This is a genomic window from Gracilibacillus phocaeensis, from assembly GCF_900626275.1.
GTDB classification, from domain to species: domain Bacteria; phylum Bacillota; class Bacilli; order Bacillales; family Amphibacillaceae; genus Gracilibacillus; species Gracilibacillus timonensis.
The window spans coordinates 334,457-356,538 of record NZ_LR131142.1; the positions used below are offsets into that span (position 1 = coordinate 334,457).

Annotated in this window: 19 protein-coding genes; 13 read left to right on the plus strand and 6 right to left on the minus strand. The window is 39.7% G+C overall.

The window, feature by feature from the left end; translation table 11 throughout:
- A complete protein-coding gene (locus E0E32_RS03765; RefSeq protein WP_130859018.1) occupies positions 1 to 846 on the plus strand; it encodes an SDR family oxidoreductase in 846 nt (281 codons plus the stop codon).
- A 110-nt stretch (positions 847 to 956) separates the two neighbouring features.
- On the opposite strand, the gene E0E32_RS03770 is transcribed toward E0E32_RS03765, so the two are convergent.
- The 5 genes from E0E32_RS03770 to E0E32_RS22570 all read right to left on the minus strand — a co-directional run bounded on the left by E0E32_RS03770 (position 957) and on the right by E0E32_RS22570 (position 2,310).
- Positions 957 to 1,343, minus strand: coding sequence for an ATPase (locus tag E0E32_RS03770; RefSeq protein WP_286171694.1), 387 nt, complete (start codon positions 1,341 to 1,343; stop codon positions 957 to 959).
- Positions 1,318 to 1,539 carry a hypothetical protein gene (locus E0E32_RS22560; protein WP_286171695.1) on the minus strand — a complete coding sequence of 74 codons (222 nt, stop codon included), beginning with the start codon at positions 1,537 to 1,539 and terminating at the stop codon, positions 1,318 to 1,320. The genes E0E32_RS03770 and E0E32_RS22560 overlap by 26 nt, the downstream gene beginning before the upstream one ends.
- Positions 1,539 to 1,733, minus strand: a complete 195-nt coding sequence (locus E0E32_RS03775) for a hypothetical protein (RefSeq protein WP_066196706.1) — start codon at positions 1,731 to 1,733, stop codon at positions 1,539 to 1,541. The genes E0E32_RS22560 and E0E32_RS03775 overlap by 1 nt, the downstream gene beginning before the upstream one ends.
- Before the next feature lie 249 nt (positions 1,734 to 1,982).
- Positions 1,983 to 2,102 carry a nucleotidyltransferase domain-containing protein gene (locus E0E32_RS22865; RefSeq protein ID WP_286171719.1) on the minus strand — a complete coding sequence of 40 codons (120 nt, stop codon included), beginning with the start codon at positions 2,100 to 2,102 and terminating at the stop codon, positions 1,983 to 1,985.
- Positions 2,089 to 2,310, minus strand: coding sequence for a nucleotidyltransferase domain-containing protein (locus E0E32_RS22570; RefSeq protein ID WP_286171696.1), 222 nt, complete (start codon positions 2,308 to 2,310; stop codon positions 2,089 to 2,091). Before E0E32_RS22570 ends, E0E32_RS22865 begins: the two co-directional genes overlap by 14 nt.
- Before the next feature lie 174 nt (positions 2,311 to 2,484).
- Between E0E32_RS22570 and E0E32_RS03785 the strand changes: the two genes are divergently transcribed.
- Positions 2,485 to 3,471 carry a diaminopimelate dehydrogenase gene (locus E0E32_RS03785; protein WP_130859019.1) on the plus strand — a complete coding sequence of 329 codons (987 nt, stop codon included), beginning with the start codon at positions 2,485 to 2,487 and terminating at the stop codon, positions 3,469 to 3,471.
- A gap of 177 nt (positions 3,472 to 3,648) precedes the next feature.
- Here the strand turns inward: E0E32_RS03785 and E0E32_RS03790 are convergent, their stop codons facing one another.
- Positions 3,649 to 5,256 (minus strand): glycoside hydrolase family 43 protein, encoded by a 1,608-nt coding sequence (locus tag E0E32_RS03790; RefSeq protein ID WP_130859020.1) that lies wholly within the window; start codon positions 5,254 to 5,256, stop codon positions 3,649 to 3,651.
- 228 nt (positions 5,257 to 5,484) lie between these two features.
- On the opposite strand from E0E32_RS03790, the gene E0E32_RS03795 reads away from it, so the two are divergent.
- From E0E32_RS03795 to E0E32_RS03845, 11 genes are all read left to right on the plus strand, one after another.
- Positions 5,485 to 7,236, plus strand: a complete 1,752-nt coding sequence (locus E0E32_RS03795) for a sensor histidine kinase (protein ID WP_286171697.1) — start codon at positions 5,485 to 5,487, stop codon at positions 7,234 to 7,236.
- Positions 7,221 to 8,000 carry a response regulator transcription factor gene (locus tag E0E32_RS03800; protein WP_130859022.1) on the plus strand — a complete coding sequence of 260 codons (780 nt, stop codon included), beginning with the start codon at positions 7,221 to 7,223 and terminating at the stop codon, positions 7,998 to 8,000. The genes E0E32_RS03795 and E0E32_RS03800 overlap by 16 nt, the downstream gene beginning before the upstream one ends.
- Positions 8,001 to 8,100: 100 nt before the next feature.
- Positions 8,101 to 9,426 (plus strand): extracellular solute-binding protein, encoded by a 1,326-nt coding sequence (locus E0E32_RS03805; RefSeq protein WP_130859023.1) that lies wholly within the window; start codon positions 8,101 to 8,103, stop codon positions 9,424 to 9,426.
- 980 nt (positions 9,427 to 10,406) lie between these two features.
- Positions 10,407 to 11,285: a carbohydrate ABC transporter permease gene (locus tag E0E32_RS03810; protein ID WP_130859024.1), complete on the plus strand. Its 879-nt coding sequence runs from the start codon at positions 10,407 to 10,409 to the stop codon at positions 11,283 to 11,285.
- Positions 11,286 to 11,295: 10 nt separating this feature from the next.
- Positions 11,296 to 12,165, plus strand: a complete 870-nt coding sequence (locus E0E32_RS03815; protein WP_066195912.1) for a carbohydrate ABC transporter permease — start codon at positions 11,296 to 11,298, stop codon at positions 12,163 to 12,165.
- A 243-nt stretch (positions 12,166 to 12,408) separates the two neighbouring features.
- Entirely contained in the window at positions 12,409 to 13,251 is an 843-nt protein-coding gene (locus E0E32_RS03820; protein ID WP_066195914.1) for an AraC family transcriptional regulator, read from the plus strand.
- Between the two features lie 201 nt (positions 13,252 to 13,452).
- Positions 13,453 to 14,409: an ABC transporter permease gene (locus E0E32_RS03825; RefSeq protein WP_130859025.1), complete on the plus strand. Its 957-nt coding sequence runs from the start codon at positions 13,453 to 13,455 to the stop codon at positions 14,407 to 14,409.
- Positions 14,410 to 14,439: 30 nt separating this feature from the next.
- Entirely contained in the window at positions 14,440 to 15,312 is an 873-nt protein-coding gene (locus E0E32_RS03830; RefSeq protein ID WP_066195920.1) for a carbohydrate ABC transporter permease, read from the plus strand.
- Between the two features lie 82 nt (positions 15,313 to 15,394).
- A complete protein-coding gene (locus E0E32_RS03835) occupies positions 15,395 to 17,032 on the plus strand; it encodes an ABC transporter substrate-binding protein (protein ID WP_130859026.1) in 1,638 nt (545 codons plus the stop codon).
- A gap of 67 nt (positions 17,033 to 17,099) precedes the next feature.
- On the plus strand, positions 17,100 to 17,843 hold the full coding sequence (locus E0E32_RS03840; RefSeq protein ID WP_130859027.1) for a YesL family protein: 744 nt from the start codon (positions 17,100 to 17,102) through the stop codon (positions 17,841 to 17,843).
- Between the two features lie 815 nt (positions 17,844 to 18,658).
- Entirely contained in the window at positions 18,659 to 22,063 is a 3,405-nt protein-coding gene (locus tag E0E32_RS03845) for a glycoside hydrolase family 2 TIM barrel-domain containing protein (RefSeq protein WP_130859028.1), read from the plus strand.
- Positions 22,064 to 22,082: the final 19 nt, after the last annotated feature.

Consider the following 22,082-nt stretch of genomic DNA (forward strand, 5'->3'; position numbering starts at 1 on the left):
ATGTTGCCAACACATTCGAATTTAACCGATCAAGTAGCCGTCGTAACGGGCGGAGGCGGGGTGCTTTGTGGCGCCATGGCCAAAGAACTAGCTCGACAGGGAATGAAAGTGGCTGTATTGAATCGCACGCTTGAGAAAGCAGAGCGAGTAGTGGCTGAGATTAAGGATAACGGTGGAGAGGCTGTTGCGATTGCTTGTGATGTATTAGAACGCGATCAGGTAATCGCGGCAGAAGAAAAGGTATTCCAGCTGTACGGACCGTGTGATGTGTTGATTAATGGTGCTGGTGGCAATCATCCCAATGGCACGACCAGCCATGAAGTTTTTCAAAAAAATGCTCAGGGAGATGAAGTGATTCGTTCCTTTTTTGATATGACAACAGAAGGATTTTCTTCGGTATTCAATTTGAATTTCATCGGTTCTTTGATTCCGACGCAAATTTTTGCCAAACGGATGGTGGAAAGGACTACGACGATTATTAATATTTCGTCGATGAGTTCGGTCAGTCCGATGACCAAGGTGCCTGCTTATAGTGCTGCCAAAGCGGCAATCAATAATTTCACCCAATGGTTGGCGGTATATATGGCAGAAGCGAATATACGTGTCAATGCGATTGCCCCTGGTTTTTTCCTAACCGATCAGAATCGCGGATTGCTAACGAACGAGGATGGCACCCCAACCGCAAGAATGCAAAAAATACTCGATCATACACCGATGCAAAAGCTGGGCTCACCAGATGATTTACTTGGGACCTTGTTATGGCTAGCGGATGATGAAGCGAGCGGGTTTGTGACAGGAGCGTGTATTCCGGTGGATGGCGGGTTTATGGCATATGCGGGGGTTTAGGTAATGTGTCATATTTACCTCCAATTCGTCATTGTGGATAACTAAAATAGAGGGTTTTTGTATAAAGAAAGAAGTTGGAGATTAGTCCAACTTCTTTTTCATCAGTAAGATTACGAATCATATTTAAATTGTTCTTTTAAAGGAACTGCCCAATTAGGTAGATGATCGGTCTCAAAGGTAATTTTACCACTATTAATTTCTAACACAGTTTCTCCATTTTCTTTACTGTTGTCAATTAGAATAAGATTATCGATAATAGGAGCATACTCATAAAGGTGTTTAAATGAAGCTTCATTTCTTCGGAGAATATCTGCAGTTTGAATATGATGCCCGCCATTTTTTACTCTCATTGCAACTCGTTCGATGTTTTGTTTAACGTTACTAAGTGCAATGTAAAACATGGTTACTTCATACCCTTTTTCTTTTGCTTTGCATATTTGTCCAAGTGCATTTTTGCCAGCAAGTGTTGTTTCAATTGAAAAATCTTTTATATTCATTAACCGATTTAATGACTTCTTTTCCTGTCGTTACTCTCCTTGCCTCCGGATTTTCTGGTTCTATTCTCCTTGCAATCGCCTCAGGATCAATATTAATATCAAGAGCAATTTTATCGATAATTAGATTACGAAAAGTGCTTTTACCACTACCGTTATTACCAGCAAATACAACAAACATTGGTCGTTGCGAGTACATTAAACGTCAGCCTTTTTGTGAAAAGGAATAATGGTACCGTCAGGGAATTCTTTTACAAGTTTCCCCTCTTTCTCATAGATAATATATGTTTTATTTGCTTTAGCATCGATTCTTGCCCGTTCGCCAGTCATCTTTACCCATTTGTCAATCCAACCGTATTTGCGTTTAAATTCCTTGTTTTGCTGTTCTGGCATAAGAAACACCACCTCATTGTTTACTAACCCCATTATACCATTAGAATGAATCATTTCTATCCATCCAAGTGAAAAACTTATTTTTCTAATGGAGTGTTAGGGTTTCCTATTATAAATGATTTTATAACATTTGTTATATGCTGAAAAAAGTTTGACCATCACAATCATCATCTAATTTATATATCGTCCCGCTCTCATCGATTTTATCCAAAACAACTTTGCGGTCTTCATTCAGTCTGACATACATGCTCAATGCCAGCATGCGCTGTTCATAAAAAAGGTATCATCTTCAGAATAAATGAGTATGCCTGATGAAAATATTTGAGTCTTAAACACTGTTGATGCTTCGTTTAGATTAATTATATCCACATCTGTTTTCAACAAATCTGCCAGTTCTTGAGCAATTAAAAATGTCGGATAGGCGAAAGGGGTATCTTTTTTTACAGAGAAAGGCCATATCAAGATCGCTATCGGAGCGCTGGTTCCCTTTTGCATAGGAGCCAAATAATAAAATAAAGGCAGGATGCAATGTTGGAACTAAGAAATCCTGAACCTGTTGCTGCAGTTCGGTATTCATTGGCTAATTCCTCCCACCATTTGTTACTTATAAGTATGGCAAAAAGAGTCGGTTCGTAACATTAGAAATGGTAATTTCCATAGTAGAAAGCGTTTTATGATTTTTCATTATAAGCGATTTAAAGTAAAATAGAAAAAGAACGTAGATTATCTGACAAACGAGGAGGAAAACAATATGAGTAATAAGATAAGACTAGGAATAGTAGGCTATGGTAATCTAGGTAAAGGTGCGGAGAAAGCGATCAGGCAAACTCCTGATATGGAATTAGTGGCAGTGTTCACCAGAAGGGATCCAGCAAGCCTTGTGCTTGATCAAACTGGAGTGAAGGCATTACATATATCAGCGGCAAGCGATTATCAAAATGAGATTGATGTGATGTTGCTTTGCGGCGGATCAGCTACAGACTTGCCGGAGCAAACGCCGCACTTTGCAAGCATGTTCCATACTGTAGATAGTTATGATACCCATGCCAAGATCCCTGAATTCTATCAATCTGTCAATGAAGCTGCCACAAAACATGACAAAACGGCGATTATCTCGGTAGGCTGGGATCCAGGTTTATTCTCGATTAACCGGGTGATGGCGGATGCGATTCTACCAAACGGAGAGAACTACACATTTTGGGGTAAAGGTTTAAGTCAAGGCCACTCGGACGCTGTCAGAAGAGTAGATGGGGTGAAAAATGGTGTTCAGTATACCATTCCTTCCGAACCAGCGATTGAAAAAGTGCGCGACGGCAACAATCCGGAACTAGCTACTTCTGAAAAACACCGTCGTGTCTGTTATGTGGTTGCAGAGGAACAAGCAGATCCAGCAGCAATTGAAAAAGAAATCAAAACGATGCCACATTATTTTGCCGATTATGAAACAGAGGTTCACTTTATTACAGAAGAAGAATTAAAGCAAAATCACTCCAAGGCACCACATGGTGGGTTTGTCATCCGTGGTGGTAATACAGGGGAAGGTAACAAACAAATCTATGAATTTTCCCTTCAATTAGATAGTAATCCTGAATTTACGGCCAGTGTAGTTGTTGCCTATGCTAGAGCAGCTTATCGGTTAAGTCAAGAAAAGCAATTCGGTGCGAAAACGGTGTACGATGTGACATTAGGTCACCTTTCGCCACGTTCTGGTGAGGAACTGAGAAGAGACTTTTTGTAAATGAGGATGATGTATGAGAAGAACCGAGCCATCATGCTCGGTTCTTTTGTAAGCAAAACGATATAATGTCGACCCCTTAAAAGGCTTTGACCTGAAATAAACGTCACGTCGAACAACAAAGCTTTTGAGATTATGAAACGTTTCTGATTAAGAACCAAGCTTCCTTCTGTTTTTTTCTTATTTCGGCTGATACATAAAATAATCAAAATCGGCAGCTTGGTTCTGACCAGATGTATCCTGACATTGCATACCGATAAAGGCACCAGTGAAGAATCCGCCGCCTTTGATATAATCATCGGACAGCTTATAGGATGCAAACTTTTCTGGAAGTTCATGCCAGTGATCGCCATCAAGGGAATAAGAATATCGATAGGTGTTTGTTGTAATATCGGCACGCAAATAAACATATTCCACTTCTTCTAGGATGATCACTTCTTGACCTTGCAGCGGCTGAGAAAATTGAAAGTCATCACAACACATGATCTCTAGTATTCTTCCTTTTTCCTCGTGCCAGGTAATTTGCAGCGAGGTCCAATGCTCTGTATTATAATAATTGACTAAACCTGCAGATTGTTGGAAATCGGTAGGACGAAAAGCCACTTTGGTTTCAGCACGAAACTGAAAATGTTGCCAGCGACGAGCGATAAACGACTGAGTAAATCGTGAAGTAAGCGACTCTTTGCCATATAATCGTAAATGTCCTGGCCTGTCTGTCAACGAAGCAGACGCATCAAGTAACGGAATGCGCAAGCTTTGAAAATGTAAATTCAATGTTGGAGAATCAAAATTATCCTTTATCGGATAGTCAGCGTCCCATTTTACTTCTGGCAGATCTGGCCCTTCAATTTCCAAGCTGGGTTGATTCCCGCCAACGACATAAGGCCAATCCTTTTTCCATTCTAAACGTTGGATGGCTGTTTCCCGGCCTAATGGACAAAAGCCGCGCGGATCTAGAATCGGCTGCCCATCCTTTGGCAATATCCTTCCCGTTAAATGGACTAGAAACCATTCCCCAGTCTGCGTCTCCACAATGGAGGAATGTCCGGCCTTTTGTAACGGATTGTTTGGATAAGGCCAAGAGGTGATTAATGGATTATCTGGGTGTACCTCATATGGTCCATGAAGATTTTTCGACCGAGCCAACGTGGAACAATGCTCAAATTTGGTGCCGCCCTCTGCTGTTAATAAATAATAATAGCCATTCCATTTGTAGAGATGTGGAGCCTCCGTTAACATCACATTCGTTCCTTTAAAAATAATGTGCGGCTGGCCAATTAGCTTACGTTGCGTGTGATCGTATTCTTGTAATACGATACCATAAAAGTTATGGTGGTTTACACGGTGATCCCATTTCATATTCACCAAATATTTCTTACCATCTTCATCATGAAATAAAGAGGGATCAAAACCAGAGCTATTTAAATAAATCGGTTCCGACCATTCACCATCTATTTCAGTAGCTGTCACCAAATAATTATGTCCATCTTTCCAGTTGCCGTTCACTACTTTTACATCGGAATAAATTAAATAAAACTGTCCATCGGTATAGGATAATTGCGGCGCCCAGACACCCCCAGAATTTGGATTACCTTTCATATCAAGCTGACTGCGTCTGTTTAAGGGACGAGAGACCAGTCGCCAATTTTTTAAGTCTTTCGAATGATAAATGCCTACACCTGGAAACCATTCGAAGGTGGATACTGCAATATAATAGTCTTCACCTACTCTGCAAATGCTTGGATCGGGGTTAAATCCTGTTAAAATAGGATTTGTAATCGTTGCCATTTTTTCCACTCCTTTTCATTTTCTAATGTATTTGTTAAACTTACATACTAGTATAGCATAAAAAACTTAGATTGTGTAATCAACAAACTAAGTTTTTAAAAATAGGATTGACGATTATTCCACTATCTTTTTTAGTTAGTTTATATTATTTTTGGTTTTTTTCATAGTATAATAGGACCATAACTTAAGTTATTGATTAAACAAAGAGGGTAATAGAGGTGATATATATTGAATCTATTAAAAAAATGGAATACATTACGCAATCAATTGCTGGTTGTATATCTAATGGTTATGTTTATTATTCTTATTGTCGTAAGCGCTATCACTTACGTGCTAGTCGCTGATTTGTTGCAGGACAATGCCGAAGAGCAGATTAGACAGACAGCGATCGAGTCCAGCGGAAGATATGATTCATTAATGGAGCAGGTAAACACGGTGACCAGACAAGTCATCACCAATGAAGAACTCCAGTCTATTTTATATCGTGAATCGAATGGCATCCAGGCTACCTTTAATGAAAGACAATCATTGATGAGTACGATTAATTTTATTCAGGCAAATGCAGATGGCATATACTCTGTTGAAATTTATGGGGAGGATTATCGACGTGTGATTCCAATTGATTCGACTCATTTAATGGAGAGAGTAGAGCCGCAATGGATTGATAAAGCTGATGAAGCGATGGGACAACTTGTCTGGATGGGAGAAGATCCTTTAGATGCCAATTATTTTTTGGTAGGCAAAAGAATCAATTTAATGGATGATAATTTCAAGCATGCTGGCTATAGTATCGCAAGGGTTAATCGTAATTATTTTCAATTAAATGAGACGCATAATGAAAAAGCATCTGGTGATTATGCCATCATCGTAGATGAGCATAATCAGATAGTCACCTCGGATTTTCCATATTCAGTAGATCGAGTATTGGGAGCGGAGTCGGAATCACTATCTTTTGCTGGTGAGGAATTTATGCTGGTTCAGCATACTTCGCAAGATACAGGATGGACCGTTTATCTTTTAACACCAGTTGGTCAATTAACGGATGGGATGTCTAGTGTTCAAGCTGGTATTATTTTTGCTGGAATTATAGGACTCATCATTTTCTTTATTGCTTCTTTCTTCTTGTCTACGTTCATCACACGTCCGATTACGAGGCTGACACAAACCATGCGTGAGGCAGGAAAAGGAGTAATGGCACCGAATCCAGAAACACCTTCCACCAATGAAATTAATGAATTGAATCAAACCTACAATCAATTAGCTGCCGAAACCAATTATTTGGTGCAAATGGTTTACGAAAAAGAGATCATGAAGAATCGCACCGAGCTGAAGGCCTTACAAGCTCAAATTCATCCCCATTTTCTATTTAATACATTAGATGCTTTATATTGGTCGCTGGATGAGCGAGAGGAAGAAGATTTGGCCGATGTTGTATTAGCGATGTCACACTTATTCCGTTATACGATTACAAGAGAGAATCAAGATGAATGGGTGACGATTAAAGTGGAATTAGATCATATTGATCAATATATGCAAATTATGAAAATGCGGTTTGGCGAGCGTTTGAGATGGGAGAAAAAGGTGGATGCCGCTTCTTTACAGGTGAGAATCCCGAAACTAATGCTACAGCCGATGGTTGAAAATGCGATTCTGCATGGCGCTGGTAACATGGTGAGTGATTGTAACGTGACGATTTGGATAGAGGAAGTGGAACAACGCGATAGCCTTCGGATCAAAGTGATCGATAATGGCCCAGGAATGGATGATCAGCAGCTGGCATATGTTCGACGACTGATAGACGGGGATGTTAACAAGCAGAAAGGATTAGGCATGGCACTTCAGAATGTACAAAAGCGTCTGGAGTTATTTTATGGAGAAAAGGAAAATAAGCTTCATATACACAGTCAAGAAAACAAAGGTACCATAGTAAGCTTTGACATTCCACGAAAAGGAGCGAATGATACATGGCACGAAAAGTAATTCTAGTGGTTGATGACGAGCCCAGAAGTAGAAATGGCATCAAGAAAACGGTGGAAAAAGCAGCCATTGATTCGTTTGAGGTAATAACCGCAGCCAATGCACAAGAAGCAATCAATCTCATGAGCGAGCAGAAGGTACACATTTTGATTACCGATATCAGAATGCCGGAAATCTCTGGATTAGAGCTATTGCAACAATTAAGAGAGAAAACGCAGGAACCCGTCGTCATTATTATATCGGCTTATTCTGAATTTGATTATGCTCATCAAGCGTTACAGTTTGGGGTGGTTAACTACTTGCTCAAACCGATATCGAAAGACAAGCTTATGGAAGCCATCCATAAGGCAGCCTTTATAGAAGAAGAAAGGGAACAATCAGGGGTAACAGAACGAATTGTCGACAAAAAATGGATGGAAACAAGAAAAGATAATCAATATAATCGAGCTGTGAAAGAGGCACTGGATTATATTGAAGTGCATTACAGCGAGGAACTAACATTGAAAAAAGTGGCGCAAGAGGTACATTTAAATGCCAGTTATTTAAGTGGATTGTTTAAAGAAGAGATCAATATGACATTTAGCGAGTATGTCACGCGGAGAAGGATACAGGAGGCCAAAAAATTATTGTTATTGACCGATTTAACGAATACAGAAATCGCGGAGCAGATAGGGTATCAGACGTCGAAATACTTTATTAAGCTGTTTAAACAATACGAAAATGTAACTCCTCATGTTTATCGCAAACAGAATGAAAGCGATTCCTAAAATGTGTGGTATTTTACCCAATCATTGTTACCTTACGTAGAAAAGCCTATGGTGCTAGACTTATGAGTGAACATACTACTAACCATTTAGGGGGTTTACCATGAAAGGAATAAAAAGAAAGGCTTTGTATTTATTATCCGTTATATGTTTATTTGTACTCGCTGCTTGTGGAGGGAATATTGATTCGGACAACGCAGCTAATGGCAGTAATGAAAGCGATTCAGAACAGAAGACGATTGAGTTTATGCATTTGTGGCCGGAAGGAAGTTCCAAGCAGCATTATGAAATTGTAAATGGTATTATTGATGAATTTGAGAGTGAGAATCCAGATGTGACCGTAGATGTAGAAATATTAGGAAATGAGCAATATAAAGAGAAATTAAAGGTATTATCTACTTCCAATGAATTACCAGATGTAGGTATGGCATGGCCAGCTGGATTTCTGGAGCCTTATGTAAGCGGTGATAAATTTGCTGAGTTAGACGATTTGTTAGATGGGCCTTTGAATGATTCCTTTGTTGCTGGGACGGCAGAAGCGTATGAGATAGATGGGGCCACTTACAGCTTACCACTTGAGTTGAACATCACACCTATCTATTATAATCAACGAATTTTTGATGAGAATGGCATTGAAGTTCCCACTACGTTTGAGGAACTAAAGGGAGCTATTCAAACGTTAATTGATCAGGGTATTACACCGATTGCATTAGGGAATAAAGATCGCTGGACAGGTTCGATGTGGTATATGTACCTAGCAGATCGAATTGGTGGTCCAGAGGTGTTAAATAGTGCGATTGATCGTAGTGGCAGTTTTGGAGACGAAGCGTTGGTTCAAGCAGCAGAAGAAGTGAAAGAATTGGTAGACATGGGCGCTTTTATTAATGGTTTTAATGGATTAGGTAATGATGAAGCGAAGGGATATTTTATTAATGAACAAGCAGCAATGTATCTAATGGCAACGTGGGATTTACCGGAATGGACAACGAATGAGGATAACCCACAGGAGCTTAGAGACGCCGTAGAATATATGAAGTTTCCAACCGTAGAAGGTGGAGAAGGAGACACAAACAGTTATGTTGGTGGTCCTGGTGTCGGTCTGTTTGTAGCAGAAAATTCGGATGTGAAAGATGAAGCAAAAGATTTTGTAGCCTTTTTTGTTGAAAAATGGGGCGAAAAATCTGTTACAGACGCTGGTGTAATACCTGCTACCAAAGTAGATACCGATGGAATTGAATTACCACAAATGTATATTGATATCTTAAATGACTTAAATGAAGCCTCCAATTTAACGCTTTATGCTGATGTGCAAATGAGTCCTGGTGTGGCTGAAGTACATTTGGATATGATTCAAGCGCTGTTTGGTGGGGTGGTGACACCAGAAGAGTTTACCCAGCAGCAAGAAGAAGCCTTGGCTGCGGAAGAATAAAGCATAGATTCAATAGAAAAAGGGCATATTTTCATGCCATCGAATATGTCCTTTTCTAATAAGATAAGAAATCACATTCTTAATATTATAGGAAGTGGAACGATTTTGACCTTGATCGAACCGAGGTGTCGATAAGAGGGATGATGTAAAGTAGCGCAACTATTCCATATAGTAAAGTAGAGTGTTTGTCCGTGCTAATAGACGCTGCGGAAATAGGTTGCGCTTCGATGCATAGGACATGCAAGTGCAGGCGTGGCGATTGTCGTCGTGATCTTAGCCTGCTCGTCAGCAAAGACCGCTTCCTGCGGGGTCTTCACATTGCGCTATTCTAAGGCTTTCTACAGGAGTCTACACCTATTTCCTTCGATGGTAGTAGTACAACAATCGAATAGACTGCTAACATGAAGATGAAGAGCTCCAGGCACAAACAAACCTGAGACTCTTTTGCGGAACGATTTAGCTGTTATTATTCTTATAGATGGAAGAACTATTTTGTAGCATGGATCCATCACGATGCGGAATAAGCGGCTGACAGTTTGTTTCTTTTTTATTACCATACTATCTATGTACTTAGAACCCTTCATCCTTGCAGTGATAACCATTGTCGAACCATTTTCTAGCGGAGGAAATATGCGGAGACTCCTGTGGGACTAGGTCGAGCTGAAGATCCACTAAAAAGTGCTCTTCTTTTTAGTTAGCTGAAGCCGGCCCCACGGAAAGCGCAGCATATTCCCGCAGCGCTTGCTTCGCACAGATAAAACGATCAAACTCACCACTCAGAAAAGTGGGCTACTTTACATAAGCCGTCTTATCGATAGACTTATCTAGTTTCGATCGTATAAAGGAAAGGATCGGGCGGAATTTGCAAGGTATTTCTAAAGCTATAAAGAAACTATTTCAGAAGCTTTCAAACAACAGCAACGTTGATGTAAGAAATTTTTGTTCGTTACATAACTCATTATAAAAGGGAGACATACAAAATGGATAAGGTCATGTCCAATAAATGGATTATTTCATTATATACATTGCCAGCTTTAATACTTATTTTCGTCATCGTTTATGGTCCGATGTTACTCACCGGTTATTATGGACTGATGGAGTGGAATGGTGTAGGACCAATGACGTTTCTTGGTTTGGATAATTATGTGCAGCTCGTTCAGGATCCAAAGTTTTGGGAAAGTGCAAGACATTCTTTCTTATTAGCCCTGTTTTCCACGCTGAGTCTGATTGGATATTTGATTGTATCCCTTGTGTTGGCAGATAAAATCAGAGGTTCCAATCTTTTTCGGAAGATATATTTAATTCCTATGCTATTATCGTCTGTAGCGATTGCCCAGCTGTGGATTAAAATCTATGATCCTAATAATGGGATGTTAAATAGTTTGTTAATGGGACTAGGAATAGAGAGTCCACCCGCATGGCTGGCAGATCCCAATTATGTGCTATATGCCATTTTTGTGGCTATATTATGGCAATATGCCGGTTTCTATATCATTATTTATTATGCAGCTTTAAAAGGTATCCCAGATTCATTGATCGAAGCAGCCAAAATCGATGGAGCTAATCCTGTACAGATCGCCTATAAAATCAAAGTCCCTCTAATAGCTGGAGTTATTAAAGTAACTGTCGTCCTAGCTATCGTTGGTTCATTAAAATACTTTGATCTGATTTATGTGATGACTGGTGGTGGACCAAATGGTGCAAGTGAGGTTATCGCTTCTTATATGTATAAGAAAGCCTTTGGAAGTTATGAATTTGGTTATGGAAGTGCGATAGCTTTCTTTTTATTGCTGATAACACTTGTCGTGACATGGTTGACAAGAAAATTAACAGCCTCCAAAGAAGAAGTGCAATATTAAGCAGGAGAGGATGAAGAACATGAAGCAGCAAGCTGGCAAAGAAAAACGGACGATCCGGGTAAAGTTCGGAATCATTAGTCTTTATATCGCATTAATCACAGTTGCCATTTTTCAAATCTATCCGTTAATTTGGTTATTCTTCTTTTCATTGAAAAGTAATGCAGAAGTATTCGGCCTCTCGCCATTTGCTCTGCCCCAAGAATGGCGCTGGGATAATTATGCGAGAGTGTGGACGGATGGAAACATTGATTTATATTTTTTTAATAGTGTGTGGATCACTATTGTTTCGGTGGCCCTAACGGTTCTATTGGCAAGCTTTGTAACCTTTGCTATTACGCGAATGAAGTGGAAGTTAAGCAAACTGGTGTTAGGCTTAATTATGGTTGGTTTAATGGTTCCCATCCATTCAGCCTTAATTCCTTTGTTTGATTTCTTTTTACAACTCAACCTCATTGATCACCCTTTGGCTATTATATTATCGTATACGGCATTTAATCTGCCATTGACCATTATGATTTTACTAGGCTTTTATTATACATTGCCGCGTGAGGTAGAGGAAGCGGCTGTAGTGGATGGCTGTTCAGTTCATCGAATATTTTTCCAAATTACCTTGCCGATGACCACTCCTGTATTGGCAACAACGGCCATAATTAATATGATTTATAATTGGAACGAGTTTGTCTTCGTTAATACGTTTATCAGTTCGGATCAATATAAAACGTTAACCGTTGGCATCCAAAATTTCATTGGTCAATATTTAACCGACTGGGGTGCAATCGGTGCTACACTGATTATTAGTATTATCCCTATTTTGATTGCTTTTCTTATTTTAAGTGATCGTATTGTCGAAGGAATCGCTGCTGGTTCGGTAAAGGGGTGATTTATCTGAAATAACAATGGAAAACGACTTTATTCGTTTTCCATTGTAAAAATAGTAAGGTTCTTGATTCCATCGTCTGAAACCTCATTTTGATTTAGTCAAATAAGTTTCGTTAAATAACAGGATTCCCCTGTTATCTGTTCAAAAAAACACTTTCAGAATATAAATTAACCAAAATAAGCAGTCCTAGTTATTTAAAGTTCCAAACTTATAAAATATAATAAAACTAGGTGGTGAAGGTAGATGAAAGAATTATTTTCAGTGGAGTATAGAACTTCTTCCAAACCTGACCAGCAACATATGCACTCCCATGATGCCTTTGAAATATATATGTTCCATCATGGTAAGTGCCGGTATGCCATTCATTATGAATGTTATGAGTTAGCTCCCGGGGATATTTTATTAATGAATGGTTTAACCCTGCATAAAGCAAATGTACCTTCTGGGTGTGAGTATGTAAGAAGTCATTTGCATTTTTCACCTGAGTTGGTTAAAGACATGCTAGATACGATTCAGGCTAAAGAAGTGTTAGAGGCATTTGGCTCACGCAGCCATTACTTAATCCGAACTGGTGATGACATAGGATTGCATAGAGTGGAAGAGATATTGAAAAAAATCCATGAATTAAACAGATCGGAAGAACCGGATGCTAAGAATAGGATCTGGGAAATGAAATTATTAATCGGACAGCTGCTAGTGAACGTGAATGGATTGATGGAAAAGATTTCCCCTCCGTTAAAAAGCAGAGGAAAAACAAATCATGTCGAGAGAATCATAAACTATGTGCAAACCCATTTCCATGAGCCAATAACCATCGGTTTGCTCGCTAACAAGTTGAGTCTTAATAAATCCTATGTTTCGCATGTGTTTAAGGAGATTACGGGATTTACCGTCATGGAATACGTGATGATCTGCCGCTTAAAGCATGCCAAGTATTTATTAGAGAATGACGGGGATAAGACGATTAAACAGATCGCCTATGAAAGTGGTTTTGAGAATCCTGCCCATTTTAGTCGCTATTTTAAGTTGAAAGAATCGTTATCGCCCAAAGAATATCGCAAGCAGCAACTATCCTTTTATCAATAAATGATTTTACTAAGTTTGTTGATTAGGTAAACTAAGCTAAAGAAAAAATGAAAGCGTTTGTATCAGATGGAAAAGCAAGTGAAATATTGTAAGGATGTTGAATGGCTGTTTGGAGCATAGACTTGTCCTACAGATTATTTTTTTCATTACATTAGTATACTAGTATTACTAGTGTGAAAATGTTGAACGGGAGGGACCAGAATGAATCGTGTGAACCATTCAGAAAATGGCGTTGCGGCTATGTCCGCGCCAAGATACAAAAACATTAGATCTGTTTTGAAAAGGGATTGGCAATTATATTCTTTGATCACATTACCCATCATCTACTTAATTATTTTTAAGTATGGCCCGATGTTCGGTAATATTATTGCCTTTCGAAGGTTTGTCCCTGGTGGAAGCATCATTGGTGAAAATTGGGTCGGACTTCAATATTTTCAAATGTTCTTAAATGACCCTGTGTTTTATAAAGTCTTTGCTAATACATTTATTTTGGCATTCTTGCTACTGGTGATTACTTTTCCAGCACCGATTATTTTTGCCTTATTATTAAATGAATTAAAGAATCAATTGTTTAAACGTTTTGTGCAAACAGCGTCTTACTTGCCTCATTTCTTCTCAGTTGTGGTGGTTGCAGGTATGGTCTTTGAAGTATTATCACTAAGTGGTCCGTTAAATGCATTGATCGCTAACCTAGGTTTCGAAAGAATAAGCTTTATGCAGCTTCCCGAATGGTTTCGAACGGTTTTTGTCAGTGTAGATTTATGGCAGTCGCTTGGATGGGGAGCTATTCTCTACTTAGCAGCTTTGACTGGCATCAATGATGAGTTATATGAGGCAGCTAGAATTGACGGTGCGAATCGCTGGAAACAAACGATTCATATCACCATACCAGGTATTCTACCCACCATTGTTGTACTGTTAATACTGAATATTGGTAATTTCCTTCAAATTGGCTTTGAAAAGGTCTTATTACTCTATAATCCATTGACCTATGAAACGGCAGACGTTATAGCGACCTATGTATATCGTGTAGGTTTGCAATCAGGCAGCTTTAGTTATGGTGCGGCTATTGGGTTATTTGAATCGATCATTGGATTAATACTAGTATTGGGGGCTAATTATGTTTCCAAACGAATTACCGACAATAGCTTGTGGTAATAAAGGGATCAATGGTGAGGAGGAAAAGGGATGAAAGAGACATGGCAATATAAGGTTTTTAAGTATTTTAACATAAGTATCTTGATATTCATCGTATTTGTAACATTATTTCCATTTTTCAACATTGTGGCTCAGTCATTTAGTTCAGAATCTTATATTAACTCCGGGCAAGTGAGTTTATGGCCAAGAGGGTTTAACACGGAAACATATAAGGTGATTATGTCGGATAACATGTTTTGGACCAATTATAAAAACACAGTGATATATACGGTGGTCGGCACAGTCATTTCTTTAGTGCTGTCCACAATGATTGCGTATCCATTATCCAAAAAACGTTTAAAAGGAAGAAGATTTCTAACCCTGTTTTTTGTCTTCACCATGTTTTTTAATGGAGGGTTGATTCCTAATTATATCCTGGTAACCTCGCTTGGATTTGGCAACAGTATGTGGGCGATTGTTATTCCGAATGCGATAAGTGTGTTTAATATGTTGATTATGCGTACTTTCTTTCAAAATATACCGGAAGAACTAGAGGAAGCGGCTATTATGGATGGTTCCAGCACCTTTGGCATTCTATTTAGAATTGTGCTGCCTCTATCCAAACCAATCTTGGCAACCATGATGTTGTTTTATGCAGTAGCACATTGGAATTCATGGTTCCCTGCCTTTATTTTCTTCACAGAAAAGGATTTATTCCCTGTATCTATTTATTTGAGGAATATGATCAAAGGGGCCGAGACGGCTGTAGGGGCTGGAGCAACCAGTGCTGATAATATGGTGCAAATATCGTCTAATATTAAATCCGTCACCATGGTATTAACCGTTTTGCCGATATTAATGGTTTATCCTTATATCCAAAAATACTTTGTTTCTGGTGTTATGTTAGGTTCCGTTAAGGGCTAAAGACGCTAGAGGAGGTGAAATAAAAGACACTTGTCGAAATGCAAAGAAATCAATGTACAAAAAATCAGGAGGGGTTAAAATTATGGAAAAAAGCATGAAGAGGTTAGGTAGTTGGTTAATTATCGCTTTATTTGCCATCATGTTAGCAGCTTGTAATGATTCGGATTCATCTGGTGAGAACGCGGATCCTGCCGATGAAGTAACTTCTGGAGAAGGAGCAGCGATGGAAGACTTTGAAGCAGGGGATTCATTTCAAGCGACAGAGCCACTGACCATATCTACTTTGTTTAGCGATCATCCGAATTATCCTTTAGAAGACGATTGGTTATTTTTTGAGGCATTAGAAGAGAAAGCAAACGTAACACTTGATATTACCAGTGTGCCAATGAGTGATTATACGGAAAAAAGGAGCCTGCTTATCAGCAGTGGGGATGCGCCGTATGTTATTCCCAAGACATATCCAGGTGAAGAAACGCAATTTGTGGCTTCTGGAGCGATCCTGCCGATTAGCGACTATGTGGAATTAATGCCAAACTATCAGAAGAGAGTAGCAGAATGGGAGATTGATCCTTTCTTAGAGAATTTGCGACAACAAGATGGGAAGTATTATGTGTTACCAGGTGTTCATGAAAATGTATGGCCGGATTATAGTTTAGCCGTTAGAACAGACATACTGGAAGAACTGAACTTGGAGGAACCAACTACCTGGGAAGAAGTGGAGGAGATGCTGGTAGCGATGAAGGAAGCCTACCCAGATATTTATCCTTTCAATGATCGTTTTCAGTTCAACAGTACCTTAAATATTGCTGCTAGCGGTTTTGATACCATGGCAGGCTGGGGATTAGGTTCTATGCTTAGCTATCAGGAAGATACCGATGAGTTTATTTTTGCGCCTGCGACGGAGGAATATCGTCAATTAGTGGAATACTTTAGTGGATTAATAGAACAAGACTTATTAGACCCGGAGAGTGTCACACAAGAGGATGAACCAGCGATTGAAAAATTTACGAGCGGCGAGTCTTTTGTCATTAATACGAATGCACAAACGTTGGAACAATACCGTACGACTATGAATGAAACCTTAGGAGAAGACAATTATTCAATTAAGAAAATCATGGTACCTGGTGGGCCAGCTGGCCAGTTAATGGCTGGATCGAAACTAGAGAATGGTATTATGTTCTCTGCTCAAATGGCGGATGATCCAAATTTTGAAGCAATTTTACAATTTATCGATTGGCTGTTATATAGTGATGAAGGTTCTGAATTTGCTAAGTGGGGTGTAGAGGGTGAGACATATTCTAAGGATGATGCTGGCGACTACCAATTAGCTGACCATATCACCTTTAGAGGAATGAACCCTGACGGAGAGGAAGATCTCCAGATTGACTATGGTTTCTCACAAGGAAACTGGGCTTATGGAGGTCCAACGGAATTATTGCATTCCATGTTTACGGAAGAAGAGGTGGAGTTTCAAAATCAGATGGTAGACACGAAAGAATTAGTTCTTCCTGACCCGCCGATTCCATATGACGCAACACAATTGGAGCAGTCGTCCTTATTGAGCACACCTTTAAAGGATACCGTAGAACAAAACACATTAAGGTTTATAGTGGGAGACAGAAGCATGGAAGAGTGGGATGCTTATGTCGAACAATTAGAATCCCAAAACATGCAAGGCTATGTAGATCTTGCGAATCAAGTGTATCAAGACAGTAAGTAAACAATTACTAGCGGAGGACGTTTATTTTGTACTCCGCTAGCTAATTTTTAGCAGAGGAGTGAAGATAATGAACGGTAACTCACAGCATTTCGGCGGTTTTTATTCATTTTCACGATATGCTTTTTGGCTTATAACACTTAATTTTCTATTTATTGTTAGTAATATCATAGCTGTACTTGCTTTCATGGTGTTCATACCTAGTATTTCAAACGCTTTATTTTATTTTTTGTCACTGATTCCGACTGGGGCGGCTTGCAGTACCACCTTTTATCTCCTTTCCTTGTCTCCTGATCAAACGGATAAGTCGTTGATTAAAACATTTATGAAGGTCTATAGACGAAATTTTGTGGATGTAAGCAAGGTGTGGCTTCCTATTTTAATCGTATTTTTTCTTTTTATCATAGATATTCAATATTTTCAGCAGGAGTACACGGTATTTAATCAGGCAATGAATGGATTGTTTCTTGTCTTATTAGTGTTATTATCCATCTTTTCCTTGTATGCCTTAATGATTACGGCACATTTTCATTTTAGGGTTCGAGATGTATATCGTTTAGCTATTTATTATATGTTTACCAAGATAAAGGTCACTACAGGAAATATGGCGATTGGTTTTTTGACGCTTGTTGGTATGTTTTTCATTTCCGATTTTATTATCTTGTTTATAGCAAGTCTTGTTGCCTGGTTCCTGACAATTAATTCAGCCCCTGTTTTAGAGGATATAAAGAATCATTTTATGGAAAAGAAGGCCATAAATGGAGATGAACCAGAAGTAGAGAAAGGGATCAAGACGCTTTCTTCAGAAGTGTAGCAGTAGCTCTTCTTAAAATTAGATTGGGAATGGTTGGATCCTGAACGAATCAGAGTACTGATAGGCGCTGCGGAAATAGGTTCCGCTTTTACCCACAGGGCATAAGTCAACAAGTGATTCGAGCATAGAGCGCTCTCATCGTGTTTTCTATACCGCGAGACATTTGGTTCAGCCTCCTCGTCAGCCAAACTCGCTTCCTGCGGGGTCTTCACACTGCGCTTCGATGCATAGGATATGCAAGTGCAGGCGCCTGAAACAAATGGGTTTCGGTGGGGTGAGTAATTGCAGTGTCCGCTGGGTAGTAGTACTACATTCAAATAATTGCTAAGATGAAGGGCTCAAGGCACTATCATACTGCATATAAAAAAATCACATCCCTTTTTGGGGAACGATTTGGTCGCTATTATTCTTATCGGTGAAGAACCTATTCTGTAGCGTGGTTGCCGAAAAACTGCTGACGGTTGGTTTCTCATACTAACTATGTACTTAGAACGCTTCATCCTTGCAGTGATAATCACTGTTGAACTACTACCCAGCGGAGGGAATATGCGGAGACTCCTGTGGGAACAGGACGAGCTGAAGATCCACTAAAAAGTGTTTTTCTTTTTAGTTAGCTGAAGCCGGCCCCACGGAAAGCTCAGCATATTCCCGGAGCGCTCGCTTAGCATAAAAAAAGGGCAAACTCACCACTCAGAAAAATGGACTACTTTACATAATTCGCCTTATAGGTAGGTCGGTGTTTATTTTAAGTGAGCGGTATAGGACGGAGTGGATTCCATAAGCGTTCGTATGAAATAAAGAAAGGAGTATACAAAATGAATCAAAAGCAGCTGTTCAATGATCAATGGTATTTTGCCAAAAGTGACTTGGGAGTAGTAAGCGATAAAGAATTGGTCTATCAGCTCGTTGATATACCGCATGATTGGCAAATCTATGATACGACTAATCTTTATGAGAATAGTATTGGCTGGTATCGGAAGGTGTATCACGTTTCAAAAGCGGAAGCAGACCAATTTTTGCTTTATTTTGATGGGGTCTATATGGATTCTACTTTATTTGTAAACGGCCAGTGGGTAGGAGAATGGAAATACGGATATTCAGCCTTTGAGCATGATATAACAGCGTTTTTACGTGATGGAGAGAATGAAATCAAAATGAAAGTCGTGTTTCAAAGCCCGAATAGCCGGTGGTATCCAGGGGCGGGGATTTATCGGAATGTGTGGTTAAAGAAAAGAGATAGAAACTATATTGAAACAGATGGGATCTATATTTCTACATGTAAGCAGCAGGAAGCGTGGCAGGTGGAGATAGAAACATCTCTGGTAATGGAAGAAGACGCGGTGTTAGCTCACCGGTTATCTGATGGTGAGGAATGGATCAGTTACCACCAAGCCAATCTGTCTATGGGTTATCAAACGGGTAAGCAATCATTGCGAGTAAAAGACCCACAGCTCTGGTCCCCTGCCCACCCGCATCTTTATCAGTTAGAAACATGTCTTATGGTAAATGGAGAGATCGCGGAGAAAGTCACGCAGGATATTGGTTTTAGATCCTTTTCCATGGATCCAGATCAGGGATTTTTCCTCAATGACCGTCAGCTAAAATTAAATGGGATATGTGAACATCATGACCTTGGTGCGTTAGGGTCTGCCTTTAACAGAGAAGCAGTAACCAGAAGATTATCGCTGTTAAAAGAAATGGGAGTCAATGCTATTCGTACAGCACATAATATGCCAGCAAAGGAGCTCATGAAATTAGCAGACGAGATGGGTTTTCTAATTGTGAGTGAGGCTTTTGATATGTGGGAAAGGCCCAAAAATCCGTATGATTATGCTCGTTTTTTTAAAGAATGGTCTTACAAGGATGTAGCAAGCTGGGTGAAAAGAGATCGTAATCATCCAAGTCTGATGATGTGGAGTATAGGGAATGAAATTTATGATACGCATGCTGATCAACGTGGACAGAAAATAACCAGACAGTTGATGAAGTACGTCCAGCAATTTGACCCCAAGCAAAATGGCGTGGTTACGATAGGATCAAATTATATGGCGTGGGAAAATGCCCAGAAATGTGCCGATATAGTGAAGGTTGCTGGCTATAATTATTCCGAGAAATATTATCATCAACACCATCAAGCACATCCGGACTGGGTGATATATGGAAGCGAAACAGCCTCCATGGCTCAAAGCAGGGGTATTTATCATTTTCCTTTTCAGGCTAGTATCTTAGCAGATGATGATGAGCAATGCTCTGCCTTGGGAAACAGTGCTACCAGCTGGGGAGCTGATTCGGTGGAATCTTGTATTCTGGCAGAGCGAGATGCACCATTCTCACTTGGACAGTTTATATGGACCGGCTTTGATTACATCGGAGAGCCGACTCCTTATCATACCAAGAATGCTTACTTAGGACAGATAGATACCGCTACATTTCCGAAAGATTCTTATTATATATACCAAGCGGCATGGACAGATTATCGAGAGAAGCCGATGATTCATATCTTTCCGTATTGGGATTTTAACCAAGGACAACTGATTGATGTTCGAGTGGCTTCCAACGCCCCGCTTATTGAATTAGAACATAACGGAAAATCACTTGGAACGTTTTCCACCAATCACCAACAGGGATCGCAGTTAACGGGATGGTGGCAGATTCCCTATGAACCTGGCGAACTAAAAGCAACGGCTTATAATGAAACTGGACAGATTATTGCCACAGAGGTCAAAAGGTCATTTGGTGACGCACAGGAGATTCGATTAAAACCAAACAAACTATCATTAACTGCCAATGCAACGGATCTTATTTTTGTAGAAATTGGCATGGATGATCAGGAAGGGAATCCTGTTGAAAATGCGAATAATCGCGTAGACGTTTCTGTGACGGGAGCAGGTAGGTTGGTGGGGCTGGATAATGGTGATAGTACTGACTATGACCAATATAAGGGTACCAGCAGGCGATTGTTTAGCGGGAAGCTCATGGCGATTATTGCTCCCACATTAAAATCTGGTCCTATTCATCTGGAAGTTCGCTCGAAGGGAATGGCGAATGCCGCATTAGCACTTCAAGCGGAACCAGCTACTGATGAGGTAATCGGTGTGCAAGCATTGGAAGAGAATCAAGCTACCCCGATTTTAATGGGAGAAAAAGAAGAGATACCGGTTCGGAAATTAGAAATAGCGAGTAAAAATGGACAACAATTTGATCAAGACAGGCATGAAATTTATTTTGAAGTATCCTTATTTCCCAAAAATACATTTTATCGTGACGTGGAATGGAGTCTCGTTACCGATACGGGCATCGAATCGAAACTGGCGAAGATAGAAGCAGATGGTCATACGGCAAAGGTCACCGCACTAGGAGATGGTGAATTTCGTGTGCGTTGTACCAGTAAGAATGGTACGGACAAAGTCAAATTGATTTCCGAATTGGAATGTTCAGCCCAGAATTTAGGTAAGGCTTATCATAACCCATATCAATTTATTTCAGCAGGATTTTTTGATTATAGCAAAGGAGGGGTAACAAATGGCAATGAACGCGGGGTGGCAACTAGCCGTGATGGAGAGACACAAGTAGGGTTTCATGATATCGACTTTGGTGCAACTGGTGCCGATGTCATAACAATCCCTATTTTTGCGTTAACCAATGACCCGTATAAGCTACAAATATGGGAAGGAATGCCGGGGGAGAAAGGAAGTGAGTTATTAGCCGATGTCGTATATCAAAAAGAATCGAAGTGGAATGTGTATCAATCAGCAACCTACCAGCTTGCCAAAAAGCTAACAGGTATCACGTCGATTTGTGTTGTCCTACAGCAAAAAGTACATATCAAGGGTTTTGTGTTTGAAAAGATAAACCGTGCCTTTCAAAAGAATCAAGCAGCCGACTGTGATCATATTTATGGCGACACGTTTGTCATGGACGAAAAGAGGGTGGAGCAAATTGGGAATAATGTGTCATTAGTATTCGATGACTTCGACTTTACCCAGCAAGGCACTAGCAAGCTAGAGATAAACGGACACTCACCCATCGATAAAAATACCATCCATGTTCAATTTTTTGATGGGGAGGAAACAAGCACGCAATTAATTGAATTTATTCAAACCGATGATTATCAAACCAAGACCTTTGATATTGATAAAATTAGTGGTGTGCAGCAGGTAACTTTTCTCTTTCTGCCAGGTTCGAATTTTAATTTTGGTTTTTTTCGTTTTCAAACATGAGGGGAATAGGTTAAAAGGT

What these genes read in the sequence shown, in the direction of transcription:
- E0E32_RS03815 (WP_066195912.1), top strand. Translation starts at nt 11,296, where the DNA reads ATGAAGAACATGAAGCAGCAAGCTGGCAAAGAAAAACGGACGATCCGG.
- E0E32_RS03825 (WP_130859025.1), top strand. Translation starts at nt 13,453, where the DNA reads ATGAATCGTGTGAACCATTCAGAAAATGGCGTTGCGGCTATGTCCGCG.
- E0E32_RS03840 (WP_130859027.1), top strand. Translation starts at nt 17,100, where the DNA reads ATGAACGGTAACTCACAGCATTTCGGCGGTTTTTATTCATTTTCACGA.
- E0E32_RS03810 (WP_130859024.1), top strand. Translation starts at nt 10,407, where the DNA reads ATGGATAAGGTCATGTCCAATAAATGGATTATTTCATTATATACATTG.
- E0E32_RS03770 (WP_286171694.1), bottom strand. Translation starts at nt 1,343, where the DNA reads ATGAATATAAAAGATTTTTCAATTGAAACAACACTTGCTGGCAAAAAT.
- E0E32_RS03820 (WP_066195914.1), top strand. Translation starts at nt 12,409, where the DNA reads ATGAAAGAATTATTTTCAGTGGAGTATAGAACTTCTTCCAAACCTGAC.
- E0E32_RS03805 (WP_130859023.1), top strand. Translation starts at nt 8,101, where the DNA reads ATGAAAGGAATAAAAAGAAAGGCTTTGTATTTATTATCCGTTATATGT.
- E0E32_RS03775 (WP_066196706.1), bottom strand. Translation starts at nt 1,733, where the DNA reads ATGCCAGAACAGCAAAACAAGGAATTTAAACGCAAATACGGTTGGATT.
- E0E32_RS03765 (WP_130859018.1), top strand. Translation starts at nt 1, where the DNA reads ATGTTGCCAACACATTCGAATTTAACCGATCAAGTAGCCGTCGTAACG.
- E0E32_RS03845 (WP_130859028.1), top strand. Translation starts at nt 18,659, where the DNA reads ATGAATCAAAAGCAGCTGTTCAATGATCAATGGTATTTTGCCAAAAGT.
- E0E32_RS22560 (WP_286171695.1), bottom strand. Translation starts at nt 1,539, where the DNA reads ATGTACTCGCAACGACCAATGTTTGTTGTATTTGCTGGTAATAACGGT.
- E0E32_RS03785 (WP_130859019.1), top strand. Translation starts at nt 2,485, where the DNA reads ATGAGTAATAAGATAAGACTAGGAATAGTAGGCTATGGTAATCTAGGT.
- E0E32_RS22570 (WP_286171696.1), bottom strand. Translation starts at nt 2,310, where the DNA reads ATGAATACCGAACTGCAGCAACAGGTTCAGGATTTCTTAGTTCCAACA.
- E0E32_RS03790 (WP_130859020.1), bottom strand. Translation starts at nt 5,256, where the DNA reads ATGGCAACGATTACAAATCCTATTTTAACAGGATTTAACCCCGATCCA.
- E0E32_RS03835 (WP_130859026.1), top strand. Translation starts at nt 15,395, where the DNA reads ATGGAAAAAAGCATGAAGAGGTTAGGTAGTTGGTTAATTATCGCTTTA.
- E0E32_RS03830 (WP_066195920.1), top strand. Translation starts at nt 14,440, where the DNA reads ATGAAAGAGACATGGCAATATAAGGTTTTTAAGTATTTTAACATAAGT.
- E0E32_RS03800 (WP_130859022.1), top strand. Translation starts at nt 7,221, where the DNA reads ATGGCACGAAAAGTAATTCTAGTGGTTGATGACGAGCCCAGAAGTAGA.